Origin of the sequence: Parvimonas sp. M20 (assembly GCF_035282425.1) — a bacterium.
In the GTDB taxonomy this organism is placed as follows: domain Bacteria; phylum Bacillota; class Clostridia; order Tissierellales; family Peptoniphilaceae; genus Parvimonas.
This window is the reverse complement of sequence record NZ_JAYKBQ010000014.1, coordinates 1-20847: the sequence shown is the minus strand read 5'-3', so window position 1 is coordinate 20847 and position 20847 is coordinate 1. Positions and strand designations below refer to the sequence as shown.

Sequence of the window (20847 nt, the reverse complement as noted above, 5' to 3'; positions counted from 1 at the left end):
TATGTTATAATTGTTTTGTAAAAAATTTATATTAGGAGGAAGGTTATGACTAACAAGAGTGCATGGTTACAAATTGAAGATGCAGAAAAAGATTTAGTTTTTAGTTTTTGTGAAGATTACAAAAAGTTTTTATCAGTATCAAAAACAGAAAGACTTGCTTGTGCAGAAATTATTCGTCAAGCAAAAGAAAAGGGATTTAGAGATTTAGAAGAACTTTACAAATCCGGTGAAAAATTTAAAGCAGGAGATAAATTTTATCTAAATCATAAGAATAAGTCAGTTGCTCTTTTTGTGATGGGAACTGAACCTTTGGAAAATGGATTGAATATCGTTGGGGCACATATTGACAGTCCACGTTTAGATGTTAAACAAAATCCTTTGTATGAAGCGAATAATTTAACAAAATTAAAAACTCATTACTATGGCGGAGTTAAATTATATCAATACGCAACAATTCCTTTAGCAATTCATGGGGTTGTTTACAATTCAGCTGGAGAAAAAATTGATATACATATTGGAGAAGATAAGGACGATCCTGTATTTTGTGTAACAGATTTATTGATTCACTTATCTAAAAATCAATTGGCTAAAACAGCTCGTGAAGCATTAGTTGGAGAACAAATGAATATTCTAATGGGCAATATGCCTTTAAAGGATACTGAAAAAGACGCTGTTAAAGAAAATGTTTTAAAATTGATAAAAGAAAAATATAATTTTGAAGAAGAAGATTTCAAAATTGCAGAATTAGAAATTGTACCTGCTGGAGTTGCAAGAGATTTAGGTCTTGACAGATCAATGGTTTTAGGATATGGTCAAGATGATAGAGTATGTGCTTTTACAACAATGCGTGCTATTTTTGAAATTGAAAATCCGAAGAGAACTGCTTGTGGATTATTTATGGATAAAGAAGAAATAGGCTCAATGGGTAATACAGGTATGGCATCATATTTCTGGGAAAACACAATGACTGAACTTGTAAATCTAGAAGGAGAATTTTGCCAATTAAAAGTTAATCGTTCATTAAAGAATTCAAAAGTTTTATCTGCAGATGTTGCAGCAGGATTTGATCCTGACTTTCCTGATGTTTGTGAACAAATGAACTCTGCATTTATCGGTTCAGGTATTTCAATTTGTAAATATACTGGAAGTGGTGGAAAATTCGGTTCAAGTGATGCAAATGCTGAATTTTTAGCAGAAGTTAGAAAAGTATTTAAAGAAAATAATGTTGTATGGCAAACTGCAGAACTTGGTAAAGTTGACCAAGGTGGCGGGGGAACAATAGCATTACTTCTTGCAAAATATGGTGCAGAAGTTTTAGATGCTGGCCCTGCTACATTGAGTATGCACTCACCATATGAAGTTACAAGTAAAATAGATGTGTATATGAGTTACAAAGCATATAAGGCATTTATGTTATAATAAAAAGAGAAGGGTGTTAAGTTTAACTTAGCACCTTTTTTATATTAATAAAAAATAAATTTTATACTTTCTAAATATTATTTATTTTTTATCAAAGCAATTAAATATCTAATATGGACTTTATGTTTTTAAAATGTTATTAAAAATTGTGCAATTATAAATTATATGCTATAATGGACTTGAACTTGTTTAAAGATAAGTTTAAAGTTATTTTATCGTTTTTTGATAAAATAAATAATATTTTTTTAGGAGGAAAAATATGAAAAAAATTAAAAAAATATTAACAGCCTTTTTGATTTTAGCTATATCAATGGGAATAGTTGCTTGCTCTGGGGGCAATAAAAAAGTTCTTAAAGTAGCTAATGAGGAAGAGTTAAAAAAAGAAGAAGAAAAAACTGTTAAGACTTTTTCTAAGGATTTTGATACTAAATCATTTATAGTGGAATATAAAGGTGATGTAGTAAATAAAATTACAATGAAGAGCGTTTTAAGTTTTGAAAAACTTAAAATAAAAAATGAAAAAGATGCTAATGCAGTAATAGCTAAGCAAAAACAAGTTTTTGCGACTTTAGGAGATTCTGCAAAAAGTGAAGTTAAAATAGAAAATAAAAATCTTGTGATGACTATTGTTGTAGACGTTTCTAAATTGGATGTAAATAAATTTAACAAAAGTGGAATTCTTGGTGGAACATTAGATGCTAATAATTTTAAGAGTCTTAAAGCATTTGAAAATAATCTTATACAAAATGGATATGTAGAAAAGAAATAGTATCTTAAATTAAGCATAAATAAATTGAAAAAGCATCTATCTTTTTTTGGTAGATGCTTTTTATTTACAGATTTTTATTTAAAAAAGCTGTTAAATGATTTTTCATTTAACAGCTTAATTTTTATTTCATTGTAAAATTGTAATTTATTTTTTCTTATTGCGAAGCAACAAGGTTCCCGGGCACCCACCCGATGCAAAGCATCGTGGAAGGGTGGGGTTCTTATTTATGCTCTTCAACCGTATTCTTTTCAACATTAAATACTTTTAGAGCTGATTTTCTAAGTTTATCTTTTTCTTCATCAGACTTTTTAAAATTATTATTATATAAAGTACCTTCCCAGCTTCCATACATTGGATTTGGTAACATTATATATTTATCTCCCCAGTCTTTTGCATGATCCTTGACGAATTTATCTCTTCCTTTTAATGATCCGTCTTCAGGAGTTGCGAAGTCATGTAAATTATCTCCAACTAACATAACAATCTTATGAGTTTCTTCGATTTTTTTACGTCTTTCGTCCTTGCCTTTTTCTCCTTTGGCTCTTAACATCAAATTTGCATCTGATTGTAGAGGAAGTCCTTTTTCCAAAAGATTTTTCTTAGTAGCTTCAAATTCAGTTTCAGCATTTCTATCAGTTACATAATAAATTCCAACACCATTTTTATGTGCAAAGTCTAAAAATTCTTTTGCTCCATAAACAACTTCTGCTTTAGCATACATAACCCATTCATGCCATCCTTCTGGATAGGATTTTCCATTTATTGCATAATAAGCTTGAATAGGTGAGTTGTCAAGGACAGTTTCATCTAAATCCAAAACAACAGCTAATTTTTCGCCTTTAGCTTTATTTTTAATTTTTTCTTCTAATGACTTCTTAGCTGCATTATATCCTTGAGTGTAAAGTGCTTTGGCTTCAGCAGAAGTTTGATACCAAGTAACTGCCATTAAACCCTGATTAGGCAGATTGACATTATCTTTCTTATCTTGAGTTTCAGTTTGCTGTTTAGGTGTTTCTTCTTTCTTAGCAGGTGCTGAACAAGCACTTAATAATAACAGCATAGCTAGTAATAAACTAGATTTTTTCTTAAACATATTATCCTCCTAAATTTATTACAATCTTACAAAAATAATCTTATCTTGTTGTGAAACAACAAGGTTCCCAGATATCCACCCGATATGAAGTACAGATGAAAGGTAGTTTTTTTTCTTATATTAGTTTACCATTTTAAAAAATAAATTTCAAGATTTTTTACAATAATTAAATTTAACATACACAAGTAAATTTTTATTATATTTTATATTTAATAATTAATATATTTATCAAGCCAAAAATAAAAACGTTTTTCTTGCAACAAAGAAATATTTTAAAAAATTAGCATTTTATATAAAAAATTTTAAAAATATTTCTTTGTGAATAAGTTAATTATAAGGCTTTAAATCATTCGCTATAATTGGGAATAAGTGTAGTTTGCAATATGATTTAAGAGCAAAAGAGTTTGAATAAAAATTAGAAATATATTTTTATATAAGAATAATATTTGTTAAAAATATAAACAACATCATAAATCACAAAATTTTTAAAATATTTTGTTAAAAATTGTTGACATCGTTTGCTGTTAGAGTTATAATAAAAATGTAATGAAAAATAATTTCAAAGAATATTTAAAATTTATTTATTATTTTTGAGATTGTTGGAAACAGTTTTAAGTTAAGGAGGTTTTTTATGAAAGCTGTAGTTGTTAATAAAGAAGGAACTTGGGTTGAATTGGTTGAAAGAGATATAAGAAAACCGGGTTACGGAGAAGCATTGATAGATGTTGAGTACTGTGGAGTTTGTCATACTGATTTACATGTTGCAAAGGGAGATTTTGGAAAAGTTCCAGGCCGTGTTCTAGGACATGAAGGTGTTGGTATTGTAAAGGAACTTGGAGAAGGTGTTAAATCTTTAAAAATTGGAGACAGAGTAAGTGTTGCATGGTTCTATGAAGGCTGTGGTTGCTGTGAATATTGTAATACAGGAAAAGAAACTCTTTGTAGAACTGTAAAAAATGCTGGATATTCAGTTGATGGTGCAATGGCAACACAATGTATCGTAACAGCTGATTATGCTGTTAAGGTACCTGATGGATTAGATCCAGCTCAAGCAAGTAGTATTACTTGTGCAGGTGTTACTTGCTATGCTGCAATAAAAGCTGCAAATTTAAAACCAGGTCAATGGATTGCTTTATATGGAGCAGGTGGACTTGGAAACCTAGCTGTTCAATATGCAAAGAAAGTTTTTAATGCTCATGTTGTAGCTGTTGATATAAACGATGATAAACTTGCTCTTGCAAAAGAATGTGGTGCAGATATTGTTATAAATGGACTTAAAGAAAATCCTGTTGAAGTAATTAAAGAAAAAACAGGTGGTTGTCATTCAGCTGTTGTTACAGCTGTTTCAAAAGTTGCTTTTAACCAAGCTATTGATTCAGTAAGAGCAGCAGGAATAGTTGTAGCTGTTGGATTACCTTCAGAAACTATGGATGTATCTATAGTTAAAACTGTTCTTGACGGAATTGAAATTATAGGTTCATTAGTAGGAACAAGAAAAGACTTAGAAGAAGCATTCCAATTCGGCGCAGAAGGAATGGTTGTTCCAGTTGTTAAAAAACGTCCAATAGAAGATGCCCCTGCTATTTTCAAAGAAATGGAAGATGGAGTTATCACAGGCCGTATGGTTATAGATATGAAAATGTAAAATAAATTTACTTTCAAAAAGGGGCGTTGAGCCCCTTTTTGTTGTAAAATAAAATTTTGGAAATTTTAATTTAGTCAAATACTCAAATGATAGAGTAGATGTTTTTAAGTTATTTTTATTTAACTACTATATAATGGTACTTAAATTTGTTAAAAATATAAATATGTTATTGTGTATAATGAAAACGATTCAGAAAAATTGATAAATTATATTGTATAGTATGTATAGGAATTCAAATATGTTTTTATAAAGTATAATTTTTTTGAAAATTTTATGAAAATGTTTGAAAATATACTATTTTTGTGATTGTAATCACTGACTAAAGCTTTTGTTGGGTATATACTATAAACATAGTAAATAAGTTTACGTAATTAATATAAATTTTAGGAGATGATATTATGGACGCATGGAGAGGTTTTAAAAAAGGTAATTGGAGTGAAAATATTGATACTAGAGATTTCATTCAATTAAACTACACACCTTATGAAGGAGATGAAAGTTTCTTAGCTGAACCAACAGAAAGAACTAAGAACTTATGGAAAAAAGCCGAAGACTTAATCTTAGAAGAAGTTAGATCAAAAACTGTAAAAGTTGATACTACAAGAGTTTCAGGAATTAATAATTTTCCTGCGGGTTATTTGGATAAAGAAAATGAATTGATTGTAGGTTTCCAAACTGACGAACCGATGAAGAGAATCGTAAATCCTTATGGTGGATATAGAATGGTTACAAATTCTTTAGATGCTTATGGATTAAAGATGGATCCAACAATTGAAAAATATTTCAATCAATTCAGAAAAACTCACAATCAAGGAGTATTTGATGCTTATACTTCTCAAATGAGAAAAGCTAGAACTGTTGGTCTTTTAACAGGACTTCCTGATGCTTATGGACGTGGAAGAATTATCGGAGATTATAGAAGAGTTGCTCTTTATGGAATTGACAGATTAAGAGCTGACAAATTAAATGAATATAAAAAATTGGAAAGCGAATTAGCTTCAGAAGATATAATAAGACTTAGAGAAGAACTTTCTGAACAATACAGAGCTTTAGACGAAATGAAGAAAATGGCTATGGAATATGGATATGATATTTCTGTTCCAGCTACAAATGCTAAAGAAGCTATTCAATGGTTATACTTTGCTTATTTAGCAGCTGTTAAGGAAAATAACGGTGCTGCAATGAGTCTTGGTAGAAATGGTGGTTTCTTAGATATCTACATCAAGAGAGATATTGAAGAAGGAACTTTAACAGAAAGTGAAGCTCAAGAATTAATTGACCAATTCGTTATGAAACTTAGAATGATGAGACATTTAAGAACTCCTGAATATGATGATTTATTCGCAGGAGATCCTACTTGGGTTACTGAATCTCTAGGTGGTATGGGTCTTGATGGAAGAACATTAGTTACTAAGACAGCTTTTAGAATTTTACACACTTTAACTAATTTAGATTCTTCACCAGAACCAAATATGACAGTTCTTTGGAGTTTAGATTTACCAGAAGGTTGGAAAAATTATTGTTCAAAGATGAGTATCCAAACAGGTTCATTACAATATGAAAATGATGATGCAATGAGACCAGTTCATGGTGATGACTATGCAATAGCTTGTTGTGTATCTTCAATGGTAATCGGAAAACAAATGCAATTCTTTGGAGCTAGAGCAAATCTTGCAAAATCACTTCTTTACGCTATTAACGGTGGTGTTGATGAAATGAAGAGAGCAAAAGATGGTTCTTTAATCAAAGTTTTAGATGGTATTGAACCAATTAAAGATGAAGTTTTAGATTTTGACAAAGTTTATGCTAATTACAAATTAGTTTTAGAAAAAGTTGCAAAACTTTATGTAAATACAATGAATACAATTCACTACATGCATGATAAATATGCTTATGAAGCTGGACAAATGGCTCTACATGATACTTTTGTTCACAGATATATGGCATTTGGTGTAGCTGGTATTTCAATCGTAGCTGACTCATTAAGTGCAATTAAATATGCAAAAGTTAAACCAATCAGAGATGAAAATGGATTAGCTATTGACTTCGAAATTGAAGGAGATTTCCCAACTTACGGAAATGATGATGACAGAGTTGACTCAATAGGAGTAGAAGTTATCGAAGGATTTATGGAAGAACTTAGAAAAACTCCTACTTATAGAAATTCTGAACATACACTTTCAATCTTAACTATAACTTCAAATGTAGTTTATGGTAAGAAGACAGGAACAACTCCTGATGGAAGAAAGAAAGGCGAACCATTCGCACCAGGAGCTAACCCAATGCATGGAAGAGATAAGACAGGTGCAATCGCATCACTTAACTCAGTTGCAAAAATTCCTTTTGCAGGATGTTGTCAAGATGGTATTTCAAATACTTTCTCAATAGTTCCAACAGCTTTAGGAAAGAGTGAGGATGAAAGAAAAGTTAATTTAACAAACTTAATGGACGGTTATTTTGAACAATTAGCATTCCATTTAAATGTTAATGTACTTGATAGAGCAACTTTAATGGATGCTTATGATCATCCAGAAAAATATCCAAACTTAACAATTCGTGTTTCTGGATATGCAGTTAGATTTAACAGACTTACAAAAGAACAACAAATGGAAGTAATTCACAGAACTTTCCATGAAAGTCGTTAAGAAGTTGCAAAGTAAATGATAAATTAAACAAAGCAGGTTGTCCTGCTTTGTTTTTTCTACATTTTTTTAAAATAATTAAAAGGTGATTTTATGGTAATAGGCAGGTTACATTCAATTGAAACAATGGGGCTTGTTGACGGACCAGGCATAAGAACAATTTTCTTTTTACAAGGTTGTCCTCTTAGATGCCTTTACTGTCATAACCCAGATACTCAAGCATTGCAAGGCGGTACGGAGATAACGCCTGATTTTGTGCTGTCTAAAGCCAAAAGATATAAGACTTATTATAGAGATAATGGTGGAATAACTTTTTCTGGTGGAGAGCCTCTTTTACAAGGAGAATTTCTTGCTGAAACTCTAAAATTGTTAAAAGAAAATGGTTATAATACTTGCGTGGATACAAGTGGTTATGGAAATGAAAAATATTTTAAAGAAATTTTAGAAAATACTGATACAATTCTTTTAGATGTAAAAAGTTTTTCAAACCAAGGTTATATAGAAATGGTAAAACAAAAAATGGATGGTTTTTATAAATTTTTAGAATATATAGATAAATATTTTAAAGGGAAAATTTGGTTTAGACATGTTATGGTTCCCGGTTTTACGGACAATAAGGAATCAATGGATAAGCTTATTGAAATAATCAAACCGTATAGAGATAAAATTGAAAGAGTTGAAATTTTACCATATCATATAATGGGAGTTGAAAAGTATAAAGAACTTGGAAAAGATTACAAACTAAAAGGTGTACCAGCAATGAATAAAGAGAAAGCTTCTATGCTGGAAAATTATGTAAGAAGTAAATTAAATTTTAAATAAGGAAAATTTGAGAAAAAGATACTTAGATTTTAATTTTATATTTATAATCACTCGATTGAGTGATTTTTTAGTACTTGATTTTAAGTTGTTTTAAGGTTATACTGTTATAGTATAGAAAAAATACGGGGTGATTTTATGAGAATTTTAATTTGTGAAGATGAGATTGATTTAGCAGACGGACTTTGTGCTATCCTTAAAGGGAATAAGTATTCTGTTGATGTTGTATATGACGGAGAGGAAGCTCTTACTTATTTGGAAGCAGAAAATTATGATGCTGTTGTTTTAGATATTATGATGCCAAAAGTTGATGGTATTACTGTTTTAAAAACTATAAGAGAAAATGGAAATAGTATTCCGGTTATTATGCTTACTGCAAAGTCTGAACTTGAAGATAAAGTTGTAGGACTTGATTGTGGAGCTGATGATTATCTAACTAAGCCTTTTGAAGTTAAGGAACTTCTTGCAAGACTTAGAGCGATAACTAGAAGAAAAGAAAATGTTACAGATAATGTTTTAACATTTGGAAATATTACTTTAAACAGGACGACTTTTGAATTGTCATCTGAAATGGGAAACTACAAACTTACAAATAAGGAATTCCAAATGCTTGAAATGCTTATGTCAACACCTTCAAATATTATTTCAGCAGATACTTTTATGGATAAAATATGGGGTTATGATACAGATTCTGATATAAGTGTTGTTTGGGTTTATATTTCATATCTTAGAAAGAAACTTGCAAAACTAGAGGCAGATGTTGAAATAAAAGTAACTAGAAATGTTGGCTACTCTTTGGAGGCTATAAATGGAAAGTAAACTTAGAAAAAAGTTTATATATTTTTCAGTTGGAATTATATCCACTGTTGTTTTGGCAATAATGGCTTTTGTTAATTTTGCAAATTTTTATAATATTAGCCATAGTTCGGATGAATTATTAAAAACATTGGTGGAAAATAATGGAGTTATGCCAAGTTTTGCAGTAGTTAATGAAAATGCTGATGAAAAAAAGACACTCTATCTTAAAAACTTTTCAAACAGATTTTTTACAGTTAGAACGGACAATCAAAAAAATGTTGTAACAGTTAATACAGATGATGTTTTTTTTACCAGTGCGTCTGAGGCTGTAGAATATGCAAAAACTGTTTTGGCAAAAGGAAAACATAGTGGTTATTACAAGGGTTTTAAATATGTAGTTGAAAATACAGACAAGGGGAAGTTAATTGCCTTTGTCGATGTTGTAAAAGATTATAATGTATTTTATTCAAACCTTGGGAATAGTGTTATTATCAGTCTTTTAGTATTGGGATTTGTTACACTTTTTTCATTTATTTTATCTAAAAAGGCTGTTGCACCAATGGTTCAAGCCTATGAAAAGCAAAATGCTTTTATTACAGATGCAAGCCATGAATTAAAAACTCCACTAGCCATAATAAACACAAGTGCAGATGTGCTTGAAATGGAAGGAGGAGAGAGTAAGTGGACAGGAAATATTCATAAGCAGGTAAATAGATTAAATGGTCTTATCGGAAATTTGATTTCACTTACAAAACTTGAAGAATCTGATGATTTGGAAAAACTGGATTTTTCTTTTTCAGATGTGCTTAATGATTGCGTTATGGATGTCAAAGACTATGCTACAAGTTTGGATAAAAATATAGTAACAGATATTGAAAAAGGAATTTCGTTTAAGGGAGATGAAAAATTAATTAGGCAGGTTATTGGTATTTTGTTTGACAATGCTATCAAATATGCAAGAGAAAAAAGTGATATAAATGTACAACTAAAAAAACAAAATAAAAAAATAGTATTTACTGTAGAAAATGAAGCTGATAATTTAGAAATTAAAAATTATAATATTCTATTCGAAAGATTTTACAGAGCAGATAGTTCAAGAAATAGTAAAACTGGAGGATACGGAATCGGGCTTTCTATCGCTCAATCAATTGTTTTAAAACATAAGGGAAAAATTTCTGCTGATAGTGTTGATGGAGAAAGAATTGTTTTTACAGTTAAATTATAAAAATTGAATAATATAGATTAGAGCTGTTATTAAGTTAATAGCTCTTTTTTGTGTTTTCTTTAATATGTAATTTTAAATAATTTTTAAATTTTTTCGAACTTTTTAATATTTTTTGAATATAATTTACCATTCACGTTCAGCTCTTAATCGAAGATTTCTCCAAATACGTAATTTCGACCGAAACGAAGCATAGCTGAGTGAAGCGGAGAAATCTCATTTGATTGTTTACTTGTAAACAATCAACAGTAGGTCTGATGCAAAGATTGTCCAAATCTTTGAATTGGCTACAATCGACTGCGAAAATCTCATAAATGTATTGTAGATACATTGGTTATGTAAATCTCTTTATACATCATTTTTTTGTTCAAAATATTTTTAAAACAAAAATATATTTAAGGTTAATCAAAGGTTGCTTTTGTAAAATGTAATTACAAAATATGTATGATGATTTAATTGTATTGAAATAGTATTAAGGAGGACATATGAAGGCTAACAAATTGGTAGTTGAATTATTCAGTTTGGCTATATTGTCTGGTTGTTTGGTAGCTTGTAGTAAACCTACAAAAGAAACCAATACACATTCGATGCAAAATATGAAGGTAAATAGAACTAATTCAAATGCTAAGTCAAATATTTTTGCCGATGATGATTATGATGCAATGGTCGATGAAAAAAATAGTACAGTTTTGAATTTAAGTGATATTTCTAAAATAAAAGGAAAAAATATAAGTGTTTCTGGAAATGTTATAACTATTTCAGCTGGAGGAACTTATATTTTAACCGGCAAACTTGATGATGGTCAAATTGTAGTTAATGCAAAAAGTAACGATAAAGTAAAACTTGTTTTAAAGGGGGTTGATCTTTCTTCATCTAAGGGAAGTCCAATTTTAGTTGAAAATGCTAAAAAGACTATTATTACTCTAGCATCAGATACTAATAACAAATTGGAACTAAAAGGAGAATATAATAAAGAGGAAAATAAGGATTCAGTTATTTTTTCAAAGAGTGATTTAAGTTTTAACGGTACAGGAATTTTAAATCTTTTCTCATCTTATGGTAGAGGAATTGTATCTCAAGATAAGGTAGTCTTTGTGGATGGTAAGTATGCAATGGACACTGCTGGAAATACTGTAAGTGCTAAAAATTCTGTAGCAATAGCCGATGGGAAATATGATATCAAGTCTGGCGAAAAAGGTACGGGATTAAAGGCTTCTGGAAGTGACAATAAAGGTAGTGTGTATATTGCAAATGGAAATTTTAATATTTCCGCCGGAAAAGACGGAATAAATTCAAATTCGAAAGTTACAATAAACAATGGAAATCTAAAGATAAAAAGTGGAGACAATGGTATCGAAAGTGAAAATATAGACATAAGAGGCGGAAACACACAGGTTGTTTCGAAAGATGATGGTATATTTGCAAATAGTAAAAAAGATACTGAGTCAGATTCTCTACATATACAAATAAGTGGGGGAAAAGTTAATGTTTATTCCGAAAAGAATGGATTAAATTCTAAGGGTGATATTTCCGTAACTGGAGGAGATACAGTTGTTGAAAGTTCAAATGATGCTGACAATTCGGTGCTGAATTATGAAGGCTCTGCTAAAATAAGCGGTGGAACTTTTGTAGGTACTGGAAACTCTTCAATGGTTAAAGGTTTTGGAGATTCTTCAACTCAAGGAAGTATGCTGATGAAATTTGATAAAAAAACTAAAGACAATTTGAAAGTTTTGGACGAATCAGGAAAAACCTTAACGGAATATAAGCCAAAATCGGAATATCAAACTGTTATAGTTAGTACAAAAGGGATAAAAGAAAATAATAAATATACTTTAGTGGCAGGAAATCAGACTTTAGACGTTTTCTTAGATAAGATAAATTATGGATCTGCCGAACTTGTTGAAAAATAATTGAAATAGATAGAAAAAGTAACTGATGATTATAAAAAGCTGTGAAAAAAATTCACAGCTTTTTTAATGGAATTAAAAACTATCTAATATATGAAATCATATCTTTTTCTTCAATCCTAACCATTTTCATAGACTTGTAAAATTCATTATCTCTAATATCATGAATATCTGTAAAAAGGCAAAAAGATCTAACATCTTTATATTTTTTTGAAACTGACTTAAATAGTTTTGTTCCGATTCCCTGTCTATAGTAATCAGAATCAACAATCAAATCCTGAATAAGAAGTATATGTTCGCCATCTCCAACACAACGAATAAAAGCTATTAATTTATTATTCTCGAAAGCACCTAAAAGATAAATTGAATTTTTAAAAGATCTTTTTAGCTTTTCATCATCCTTTAGATATGCAGACCAGTTTGCAGATTTAAAGATTCCTTTTATTTCTTCAAAGTATTGATTATAATCAAATTCCTTAAATTCCATAAAACCTCCTATATTTCTAGAAATAATTTAATCCCCTCTTTTAGCTTTTCATCACTAAGTGTTGCAAAACCCAATAAAATCGAAGGTATTTCTCTTTTTGTTCCATAAGAGCCGAGTCCATAAACTTTTATCTTTTTTTCTTTTGCTTTTTTTACGATATATTCTTCTGAGTAGTTTTTTGGATATTCTAAAACTACATGAAGCCCTGCATCTGCACCTCTTATTGTAATGTCTTTTCTTTCATTTAACATATCCATTAATAATTGTCTTTTTTTAGAATAAATTTTTCTCATTCTGTTCAAATGTTTTTCAAACTCACCAGTTTCTATAAAAGTTGTAAGCATCTTTTGTACTATAATTGAAACGGGGCAGATAAAAAATTTAAAAATAGTATTATATCTTTCAACCAAATCAAAAGGTAAAACCATAAAACTTACTCTAAAACTTGGAGAGATTGACTTCGAAAAAGAACCAATATAAATTACCTTATCATTTACATCGATTGATTTTAACGCAGGAACAGGTCTTTTTGAATACTTAAATTCACTGTCATAGTCATCCTCAATTATATATTTTATTTTTTTCATATTCAAAAGTTCAACACGTCTTTGCATATTCATTATAACACCGGTTGGAAACTGATGAGCTGGAGTTATAACACAAAAATCTGATTTTGATTTTTTTAATTTTTTTAAATCCATTCCATTTTTGTCTACTGGAATAAATTCGTAATTTATATCATTTGTATCCATTATATTAGAAAGCATACTGTAACCTGGGTCTTCAATTCCAAATTTTCCGGAAATCAATTTAAAAATAATTTGGAAAAGATATTCTGAACCACTTGAAATTACAATTTGTGAAGGGTCTGCTTTAAAGCCTCTCGACTTATCTAAATATTCAGCTATTTGAGTTCTAAGCGGAAGATATCCTTGATAATCAACTTTCTCTAAAATATCTTTGTTATCAAAAATATTTGAAGATATTTTTTTGAATATCTTGTAAGGAAATTCTTCGCTAACTCCACTGTATGAGAAGTCATATTCAATATTTTCTTCTTCCTTTGTTATGTAGATTGGCTTACTATCTAGGACATAAAGCTCTCCAACATCAGAAACGAAAAAGCCTTGTCTTTCCTTTGAGTAAACAAAGCCTTCTTCCAAGAGTTTTGAATAGGCATTATCTACCGTATTCAAAGAAATATTATACTCTTTTGCAAGATTTCTCTTGCTCGGAAGTTTTTTATTAGCTTTGTAATTTCCTTTTATTATTTCGTTTTTAAAATACTCATATATTTGCATATAGAGTACGCCGTTTTTTAATATTAACATTCTGACACCATAAAAAAATATTATTTTGATACTACAAACAGTATCAATATCTATATTATACTATATTTGATTAAATTTAACAAAGGAGCATTTACATGGAAAATAAATTAAACATAAAAAAAATAACATTGATAGGAGTAATGGCAGCGGTTGTATTTGTAGCATCACAAATTCAAATCCGAATACCACTTGGAGCAAGTGAAACTAGAGTACATATCGGAAATGGATTTTGTTTATTATGTGGACTTTTATTAGGACCTTTTGCAGGTGGTCTTGCTTCTGGCATGGGCTCAGCAATTTTTGATCTAATAAATCCAATTTATCTACCTTCTGCACCATTTACATTTACATTCAAATTTTTAATGGCTTTTATCTGTGGAAAAATTGCATATTCAAACGCTTCAAAAGCAGAGGACTTTATGAAAAATTTAACAGGCTCAATCACAGGGGCAGTTACTTATGTAATTTTATATCTATCCAAAAGCTATATATCTGACATATATGTTAAAGGATTACCTCAAGCAGGAGCAATTGCAAAGGGATTACAAAGACTTGGTGCTTCAACAACTAACGCAATTGTAGGTGTAATAATTGCAGTATTATTAGCAAAAACATTACAACCAATATTAAAAAAGGCTATAAGATAGATGAAAATTTTAGTTTTTAATGACTACTGTGTTGTTGGAAATATGGCATTAAAGGCAAATATTTCTATATTATCGCAAAATGGATATGAGGTTTTTGGGGTTCCGACAAAAATTTTTTCGTCGAATATGAGTTACAAGGATTATATTAGTTTTTATATGCCAAACTTTTCAGAAATAGTTCAAAAAACATTGGAAATTAAGGAAGTTGATGCAATATATATCGGATTTATTGACGATGAAGAAGTTTTTGTAATTATAAGAGAAATTCTAAAGAATTTTAAGGGGAAAGTTATTTTAGATCCGATACTTGGAGATAATGGAGTAAAATACTCCGGAACGACAGCAAAACAAATATCTTTTTATAGAGAACTTTTGAAGTTTGTTGATGTAGTAACTCCAAATCTTACAGAGGCCATTTTATTAACAGAATATAACAAAATATTTTCTGAAATAGAAAGAGAAGATGTGGAAAAGATAGCAAGTAATCTTCTTGAAATGGGAGCAAAACAAATTATAATCAAAAGTTTTGAAAAAAATGATATATTAAATACATTATATATTTCCGAAACATCAATAAAATGGTTTGAAAGTGAAAAAATTGATATAAAAATTTGTGGGACAGGAGATGTATTTTCTTCACTTGTAGCAAGTGAGTTGACAAAAGGAGAAAAATTAGAAAATTCTATTGATAAAATTCAAAAACTCTTGGCTGAAAATATAAAAAAACAAGAAAAACAAGACGGATTAAATGAAATACAATTAGAAAACTTTAGAATAGGCGAATAGCCTATTTTTTATTGTGAAAAAACGAAATGACGTATAAGGCAAATATCTTTGTTTAAGAGCAAGACGTTAAAAGTAAATATACTTAAATTTTTAAAAGAAATATTTCAAAAAATATAAAAGGTATCAAAAAAAGTATTGAAAATTTTATATAAAAATAAAATAATTCACGTCATAGTATTTAGCAAAGAAAAGCCCTTAACACGTCATCTCGAGCGTAGTCGAGAGATCTCCTAAGGCTCTGTGCTAGCAAATAAAAGTAGGGCTGACGGAGTCATTGTGTACAATGACTCTGGGGTTCCCCTAAAGCTCTATGCTTGCATGTAATCAAATAAAATTTCCACAGTCATTTGTGCTAAATTTAAAGAAAATAGAAATTTTTTTATCATACTTCTTTTTGATTATGATTATTTGTTTTTATTGTAGGGTATATTTCTATCAAAATCTATTAAGGAGAGAGAACTATGAAAAAGAAAATTTTAGCATTAGGGTCAGTGTTCGTTTTAGTTTTTGGAATTTTCATTTTTAAAAACTTTTATATGAGTGATAAAAATAGTAAAAATGAAAATTCCGGAAATAACACTGCCACTGAAGAAAAATCTGGAAACAGTGATTCAAAAAAAGATTCAAATTCAAAAGAATCTGATTCAAAAGACTCAAATTCAGATGAGAAGCTTACTTTAGAAAAGATAAAAAGTCAAAAAAAAGTAACGATTTTAGACTTTAGTAAAAATGGATGACATGCTTGTGCTGTTCAGCACCCAGTTTTGGAAAAACTGAAAAAAGAATATAAAGATAAAGTAATCATAAAAACTGTTGATGTTAGAAAACAACAAGCATTTGCATCACAATTTCCTATAAGGGTAACACCTACTTTATTTTACTTTAATGCAGATGGAACACCTTATAAAGCATCAGATGAGTTGGCAAAGAAAATAAGTTATGTTGCCTACGAAGATAAAAAATCAGGTGAATTAAAATTTGGCGGTTCAGAAGGTGTTGTTAAATATGAAGAATTAAAGCAAGTTATTGAGGAGATGTTGAAGAATGTTAAGTAACTTAGAGAGTATTATCGGAGAAGGCTTGAAATCATTTAGTCTTTTTGCCCCAATTCTGGCATTACTTGGAGGAATACTAACTTCAATTTCGCCTTGCTCACTTGCATCAATTCCTTTAATTATTGGTTTTATGACCGGAACTAAAGAAGATAACACAAAGAGAGCATTTAAAATTTCTGTTGTATTTGCTATAGGAATGGCAATAACTTACACAACACTTGGTGTTTTAGCTGCACTACTTAGTAAAATTTTTAATCAATCCGGACCGATTTGGAATATATTTTTAGGAATTGTTATGATTTTGATGGCATTACAGACTTGGGAGATAATAAATGTAGTTCCTAGTAAAATTTTGACTAACAAAAGCAAAAAGACTGGATATATAGGAGCTTTGTTAGTTGGAATAATGGCAGGATTATTTTCAAGTCCTTGTTCAACACCGATTTTAGTTGCATTACTTGCAATTGTTGCTTCAAAAGGAAGTTTGCTTTGGGGAGTATTACTATTCTTGCTTTATTCAATAGGTAACAGTATTTTAGTCGTTGTTGCAGGAACAAGTGCAGGATTTGTTGGTAGAGTAATGTCAAATAAATCTTATGGAAAAATTTCAGATATTGTAAAAATTGTTTTTGGAATAATTATTTTACTGATAGGAGTATATTTCCTATATCTTGGATTTTAAAATTAAATTTTTATAAAAACAAAAAAATAAAAAGGACTTAGTAGCAAAAAAACTAAGTTCTTTTTATGTTTTTAAAAAATCATTAATAAATACGGATAATTTTAAACATTTGTTGTTGAAAATGCTAGACATTAGCCGTGAATTATGTTAAAATATAGTGAGAAGACCATTTTTTAAAAAAGATTTAATAATTTTAGAAATTATTTGGGGATTTTTTATATTATAAAATTAAAATATTTTTTATTTAAAGATTTAAAATTGCTTATGGAAAGGAGAAATTTACATTGAAGAAAAGGGAAATTATTAATAAAATTGTATCGATGTTGACTGTAATAACATTGCTTATGCCGATAACATCACAAGTTTTTGCAGCAGATCCTGTTAAGGGGATACAAGTTAATGCAAATCGTGCTGAATTGGATCAAGCTGTAAAAGATGGAAAAGCTTCAGGGCTTAATATTACAGAAGGGCCAACTCAAGACAAAGGTACTGTAAACTCAAATGCTGAGGCTAATACTAAGTTGGATGAGGTTAATGCAGATTATAAAGCTCAGATACAAAAAATAAAAGAAGCAAAAGCCAAAATGGACGAGTATAATGCTAAGAAGGCAGAATACGATAAGAAAAAGGAAAAATATGATAAAGAGTTAGAAAAATATAATCAGGAATATGAAAAATATTTAAAAGATTATGAAGATTTTAAAAAGCAGTATGACAAAGAGAAAAAAGAAGCAGAAAAAGCATTAGAGGAATATAAAAAGAATAAAGATAAAGATGGGTATTTATCACAACCTTATCCAAAGACTCTTATTTATGATTCAGAACCTGATGCGGAACTAACTTTATCTGATAATCAAGGAAAGTATATGTCTAAAAATGCAGTAGATACTGCATTTAGCAAGACAAAACAATATGCTGATAAAATGTTGCAATTGGACGATATGAGCGTTAAAGAGCTGGAAGCTGCCGGAAACCCTACTAATAAGATGGAATTATTCGGAAATTTCGGAGATAAAGCCTCATGGAAAACTAATGTTAGCAATAACGGCACTATAAAGTGGTCGACTGTACTTTTGGAAAAAGGACAAAGTGTAACTGCAACTTATACAAATCTTAAAAATTCATATTATAATGGTAAAAAGATTTCAAAAATAGTTTTTAAATATACTTTAACTGGGGATTCAGCTTTTAAAAATGGAAAAGCTTGGGTTGGTATATTTACAGATCCAACACTTGGAATATTTGCTTCTGCTTATACCGGAGCAACCGAAAAAGACACTTCAATTTATGTTAAAAATGAATTTACTTTCTATGACCAAGAGGGAAATGAAATTGAATTTAAAGATGCTTTAATGTCAGTTGCATCTCTTAACCGTGAACATAATTCCATAGAGCTTGCTAAAGATTATATGTCAGGGCAATTTATAAAAATTTCCGGTTCAACAATAGGAGAAGATACTGCACGTAATTTGATTTATGCGACTGAAAGCTTGAATTTTAAGAAAGATGAAGGCGGTTGTAAACATACTATGTATCCACGTCCTAATGAACCTGGATCCGGATGGGATACAGCAGATGCACCTAATTCATGGTATGGAGCAGGTGTAGTTAAATTACAAGGTAAAAATAATAAAATTACAATAGGAGCAGCTTCAGCAACAACTATTTTATCTGCACCTTATGGCCCTAAAGTCCCAAAAAAAGATAATACTGAAGGCAAGAAACCGAATATTTGGTATTCATTAAACGGAAAGGTTCGTGCAGTGGGTCTCCCTACAATAAAGGCAAAAGAACCAGTTAAGCCTGTTAAACCTACAGCACCAGAAGAACCACAAAAACCAGAAACAAATATTACTTTTCATTATGATGTATTTTATGTAAAATCACAAGTAGATAAGAAAGTAGTTAATGAAAACAATCAAGATATAAATAATAGTGTAGTAAAAACAGGATCAGTTGTAAACTTTGAATTAAACACTTCTGATTTGCCAAAGGGACATGAAAAAATAGACTCTTTAGTTTTCACTGATACATTACCTGAAGGTTATGAGCTTGATTTGGCAGGAACACAAGGAAAGAATGCTGATTATGATGTAGAATATACAGCAGGAACAGGAGTTCTTAAATTTACTGCAAAGGCAAGTTTATTAGAAAAAATAAATAAAGACCTTACCAAAGAGGCCAAAATTCCAGCACCTAAGATTACGGGTAAAGTAACTAAGGATGGAACAAAATATGAAAATAAATTCTCAATAGGTATAAATAATGTCTATAATGTAGAATCACAACCAGTTAAAGTTTTTACACCGAAAAAACCAGTAAAAGATGTTTATAATAGTCAAGATACAAATACAAGCATTGATGGTAAGGAAGTAAAAGCAAAAGATGAATTACTTTACAAAGTTACTTATCAAAATACAACTGGTAAAACACAAAAAGTTGTAATAAAGGATAAAATACCAGAACATACGACATATGTAGATGGCTCTGCAAGTGAAAATGGAGCTTATGCTAATGGAGAAATCACTTGGACTAAAGAAAATGTAGCAGATGGAGAAAAATTCGAAGTTACATTCAAAGTAAAAGTAGATGACAATGTAAATGGTGAAGCAATCAAAAATAAATCAACAGTGCTAGAGGGAAATAATAGTTACGATACAAACGAAACAACAAACCCAACAGCAACAAAACCAGTTAAGAATGTATTTAATATTCAAGACACTACAAAGAGTATTGATGGTAAGGAAGTAAAAGCAAAAGATGAATTGCTTTATAAGATAACTTACAAAAATACAACCGGTCAAGAACAAAAAGTTGTAATAAAGGATAAGATTCCAGCTCATACAACTTATGTAGAAAATTCTGCAAATAATAACGGTGTTTATGCAAATGGAGAAATCACTTGGACTAAAGAAAATGTAGCAAATGGAGAAACATTCGAAGTTACATTCAAAGTGAAAGTAGATGAAAATGTAAATGGCGAAACAATCAAAAATAAATCAACAGTTCTAGAAGGAAATAATAGTTATGATACAAACGAAACAACAAACCCAACAGCAACAAAACCAGTTAAGGACGTATTTAATAGTAAAGATACAAATACAAGTATAGACGGTAAGGAAGTAAAGGCAAAAGATGAACTACTTTACAGGATAACTTACAAAAATACAACTGGTCAAATTCAAAAAGTTGTAATAAAGGATAAAATACCTGCACATACAACTTATGTAAATGGATCTGCTGATAATAATGGAGTTTTCGCAAATGGAGAAATCACTTGGACTAAGACAAATGTAGCAAATGGAGAAACAGTAGTTGTTACATTTAAAGTAAAAGTAGATGAGAATGTAAGTGGTGAGAAAATTCTTAATAAAGCTAATGTAGCTGATGGAAATAATAAGTACGATACAAATGAAACAACAAATCCAACAGCAACAAAACCAGTTAAATCTGTATTTAATAGTAAAGATACAAATACAAGTATAGATGGTAAGGAAGTAAAGGCAAAAGATGAACTACTTTACAAGATAACTTACAAGAAT

16 protein-coding genes and 1 pseudogene are annotated in these 20847 nt (G+C 29.8%); 14 read left to right on the top strand and 3 right to left on the bottom strand.

Features of this window, described 5'->3' with window-relative positions:
• Positions 1 to 45: 45 nt before the first annotated feature.
• Positions 46 to 1419 (top strand): aminopeptidase, encoded by a 1374-nt coding sequence (locus tag VJI93_RS06510; RefSeq protein WP_324000083.1) that lies wholly within the window; start codon positions 46 to 48, stop codon positions 1417 to 1419.
• 259 nt (positions 1420 to 1678) lie between these two features.
• Entirely contained in the window at positions 1679 to 2188 is a 510-nt protein-coding gene (locus tag VJI93_RS06505; protein ID WP_324000084.1) for a DUF1307 domain-containing protein, read from the top strand.
• A gap of 220 nt (positions 2189 to 2408) precedes the next feature.
• Here the strand turns inward: VJI93_RS06505 and VJI93_RS06500 are convergent, their stop codons facing one another.
• Positions 2409 to 3281, bottom strand: coding sequence for a 5'-nucleotidase, lipoprotein e(P4) family (locus VJI93_RS06500; protein ID WP_324000085.1), 873 nt, complete (start codon positions 3279 to 3281; stop codon positions 2409 to 2411).
• Between the two features lie 631 nt (positions 3282 to 3912).
• On the opposite strand from VJI93_RS06500, the gene adhP reads away from it, so the two are divergent.
• From adhP to VJI93_RS06470, 6 genes are all read left to right on the top strand, one after another.
• Positions 3913 to 4926 carry an alcohol dehydrogenase AdhP gene (gene adhP / locus VJI93_RS06495; RefSeq protein WP_324000087.1) on the top strand — a complete coding sequence of 338 codons (1014 nt, stop codon included), beginning with the start codon at positions 3913 to 3915 and terminating at the stop codon, positions 4924 to 4926.
• Between the two features lie 398 nt (positions 4927 to 5324).
• Positions 5325 to 7571 carry a formate C-acetyltransferase gene (gene pflB / locus VJI93_RS06490; RefSeq protein ID WP_324000089.1) on the top strand — a complete coding sequence of 749 codons (2247 nt, stop codon included), beginning with the start codon at positions 5325 to 5327 and terminating at the stop codon, positions 7569 to 7571.
• Between the two features lie 90 nt (positions 7572 to 7661).
• Positions 7662 to 8390, top strand: a complete 729-nt coding sequence (gene pflA / locus VJI93_RS06485; RefSeq protein WP_324000090.1) for a pyruvate formate-lyase-activating protein — start codon at positions 7662 to 7664, stop codon at positions 8388 to 8390.
• 135 nt (positions 8391 to 8525) lie between these two features.
• The gene (locus VJI93_RS06480; protein WP_324000092.1) at positions 8526 to 9206 is read left to right on the top strand and encodes a response regulator transcription factor; all 681 of its coding nucleotides are present in this window, start codon (positions 8526 to 8528) and stop codon (positions 9204 to 9206) included.
• A complete protein-coding gene (locus VJI93_RS06475) occupies positions 9196 to 10410 on the top strand; it encodes a sensor histidine kinase (RefSeq protein ID WP_324000093.1) in 1215 nt (404 codons plus the stop codon). Before VJI93_RS06480 ends, VJI93_RS06475 begins: the two co-directional genes overlap by 11 nt.
• 482 nt (positions 10411 to 10892) lie before the next feature.
• Positions 10893 to 12320 carry a carbohydrate-binding domain-containing protein gene (locus VJI93_RS06470; RefSeq protein ID WP_324000095.1) on the top strand — a complete coding sequence of 476 codons (1428 nt, stop codon included), beginning with the start codon at positions 10893 to 10895 and terminating at the stop codon, positions 12318 to 12320.
• Between the two features lie 79 nt (positions 12321 to 12399).
• On the opposite strand, the gene VJI93_RS06465 is transcribed toward VJI93_RS06470, so the two are convergent.
• On the bottom strand, positions 12400 to 12804 hold the full coding sequence (locus VJI93_RS06465; protein WP_324000097.1) for a GNAT family N-acetyltransferase: 405 nt from the start codon (positions 12802 to 12804) through the stop codon (positions 12400 to 12402).
• Between the two features lie 8 nt (positions 12805 to 12812).
• The gene (pdxR, locus tag VJI93_RS06460; protein WP_324000099.1) at positions 12813 to 14135 is read right to left on the bottom strand and encodes a MocR-like pyridoxine biosynthesis transcription factor PdxR; all 1323 of its coding nucleotides are present in this window, start codon (positions 14133 to 14135) and stop codon (positions 12813 to 12815) included.
• A gap of 95 nt (positions 14136 to 14230) precedes the next feature.
• Here pdxR and VJI93_RS06455 point away from each other — a divergent pair, with 95 nt between their 5' ends.
• The 6 genes and pseudogenes from VJI93_RS06455 to VJI93_RS06430 all read left to right on the top strand — a co-directional run.
• Positions 14231 to 14782, top strand: coding sequence for an ECF transporter S component (locus tag VJI93_RS06455; protein ID WP_324000101.1), 552 nt, complete (start codon positions 14231 to 14233; stop codon positions 14780 to 14782).
• A complete protein-coding gene (locus tag VJI93_RS06450; protein WP_324000102.1) occupies positions 14783 to 15568 on the top strand; it encodes a PfkB family carbohydrate kinase in 786 nt (261 codons plus the stop codon).
• A 461-nt stretch (positions 15569 to 16029) separates the two neighbouring features.
• Complete coding sequence (locus VJI93_RS06445) at positions 16030 to 16305, top strand: hypothetical protein (RefSeq protein WP_324000104.1); 276 nt, start codon at positions 16030 to 16032, stop codon at positions 16303 to 16305.
• An 18-nt stretch (positions 16306 to 16323) separates the two neighbouring features.
• A pseudogene (locus VJI93_RS06440) lies at positions 16324 to 16623 on the top strand (thioredoxin family protein); the annotation flags it as partial.
• Positions 16613 to 17305, top strand: coding sequence for a cytochrome c biogenesis CcdA family protein (locus tag VJI93_RS06435; RefSeq protein WP_324000106.1), 693 nt, complete (start codon positions 16613 to 16615; stop codon positions 17303 to 17305). The pseudogene VJI93_RS06440 and the gene VJI93_RS06435, both read left to right, overlap by 11 nt.
• A gap of 284 nt (positions 17306 to 17589) precedes the next feature.
• On the top strand, positions 17590 to 20847 hold a 3258-nt coding region (locus VJI93_RS06430), incomplete at its 3' end, for a GbpC/Spa domain-containing protein (protein ID WP_324000107.1).

Bases quoted from the DNA above. Each gene is read 5' to 3' on its own strand.
- VJI93_RS06510 (WP_324000083.1), top strand. From the start codon at position 46: ATGACTAACAAGAGTGCATGGTTACAAATTGAAGATGCAGAAAAAGAT.
- VJI93_RS06505 (WP_324000084.1), top strand. From the start codon at position 1,679: ATGAAAAAAATTAAAAAAATATTAACAGCCTTTTTGATTTTAGCTATA.
- VJI93_RS06500 (WP_324000085.1), bottom strand. From the start codon at position 3,281: ATGTTTAAGAAAAAATCTAGTTTATTACTAGCTATGCTGTTATTATTA.
- adhP (WP_324000087.1), top strand. From the start codon at position 3,913: ATGAAAGCTGTAGTTGTTAATAAAGAAGGAACTTGGGTTGAATTGGTT.
- pflB (WP_324000089.1), top strand. From the start codon at position 5,325: ATGGACGCATGGAGAGGTTTTAAAAAAGGTAATTGGAGTGAAAATATT.
- pflA (WP_324000090.1), top strand. From the start codon at position 7,662: ATGGTAATAGGCAGGTTACATTCAATTGAAACAATGGGGCTTGTTGAC.
- VJI93_RS06480 (WP_324000092.1), top strand. From the start codon at position 8,526: ATGAGAATTTTAATTTGTGAAGATGAGATTGATTTAGCAGACGGACTT.
- VJI93_RS06475 (WP_324000093.1), top strand. From the start codon at position 9,196: ATGGAAAGTAAACTTAGAAAAAAGTTTATATATTTTTCAGTTGGAATT.
- VJI93_RS06470 (WP_324000095.1), top strand. From the start codon at position 10,893: ATGAAGGCTAACAAATTGGTAGTTGAATTATTCAGTTTGGCTATATTG.
- VJI93_RS06465 (WP_324000097.1), bottom strand. From the start codon at position 12,804: ATGGAATTTAAGGAATTTGATTATAATCAATACTTTGAAGAAATAAAA.
- pdxR (WP_324000099.1), bottom strand. From the start codon at position 14,135: ATGTTAATATTAAAAAACGGCGTACTCTATATGCAAATATATGAGTAT.
- VJI93_RS06455 (WP_324000101.1), top strand. From the start codon at position 14,231: ATGGAAAATAAATTAAACATAAAAAAAATAACATTGATAGGAGTAATG.
- VJI93_RS06450 (WP_324000102.1), top strand. From the start codon at position 14,783: ATGAAAATTTTAGTTTTTAATGACTACTGTGTTGTTGGAAATATGGCA.
- VJI93_RS06445 (WP_324000104.1), top strand. From the start codon at position 16,030: ATGAAAAAGAAAATTTTAGCATTAGGGTCAGTGTTCGTTTTAGTTTTT.
- VJI93_RS06435 (WP_324000106.1), top strand. From the start codon at position 16,613: ATGTTAAGTAACTTAGAGAGTATTATCGGAGAAGGCTTGAAATCATTT.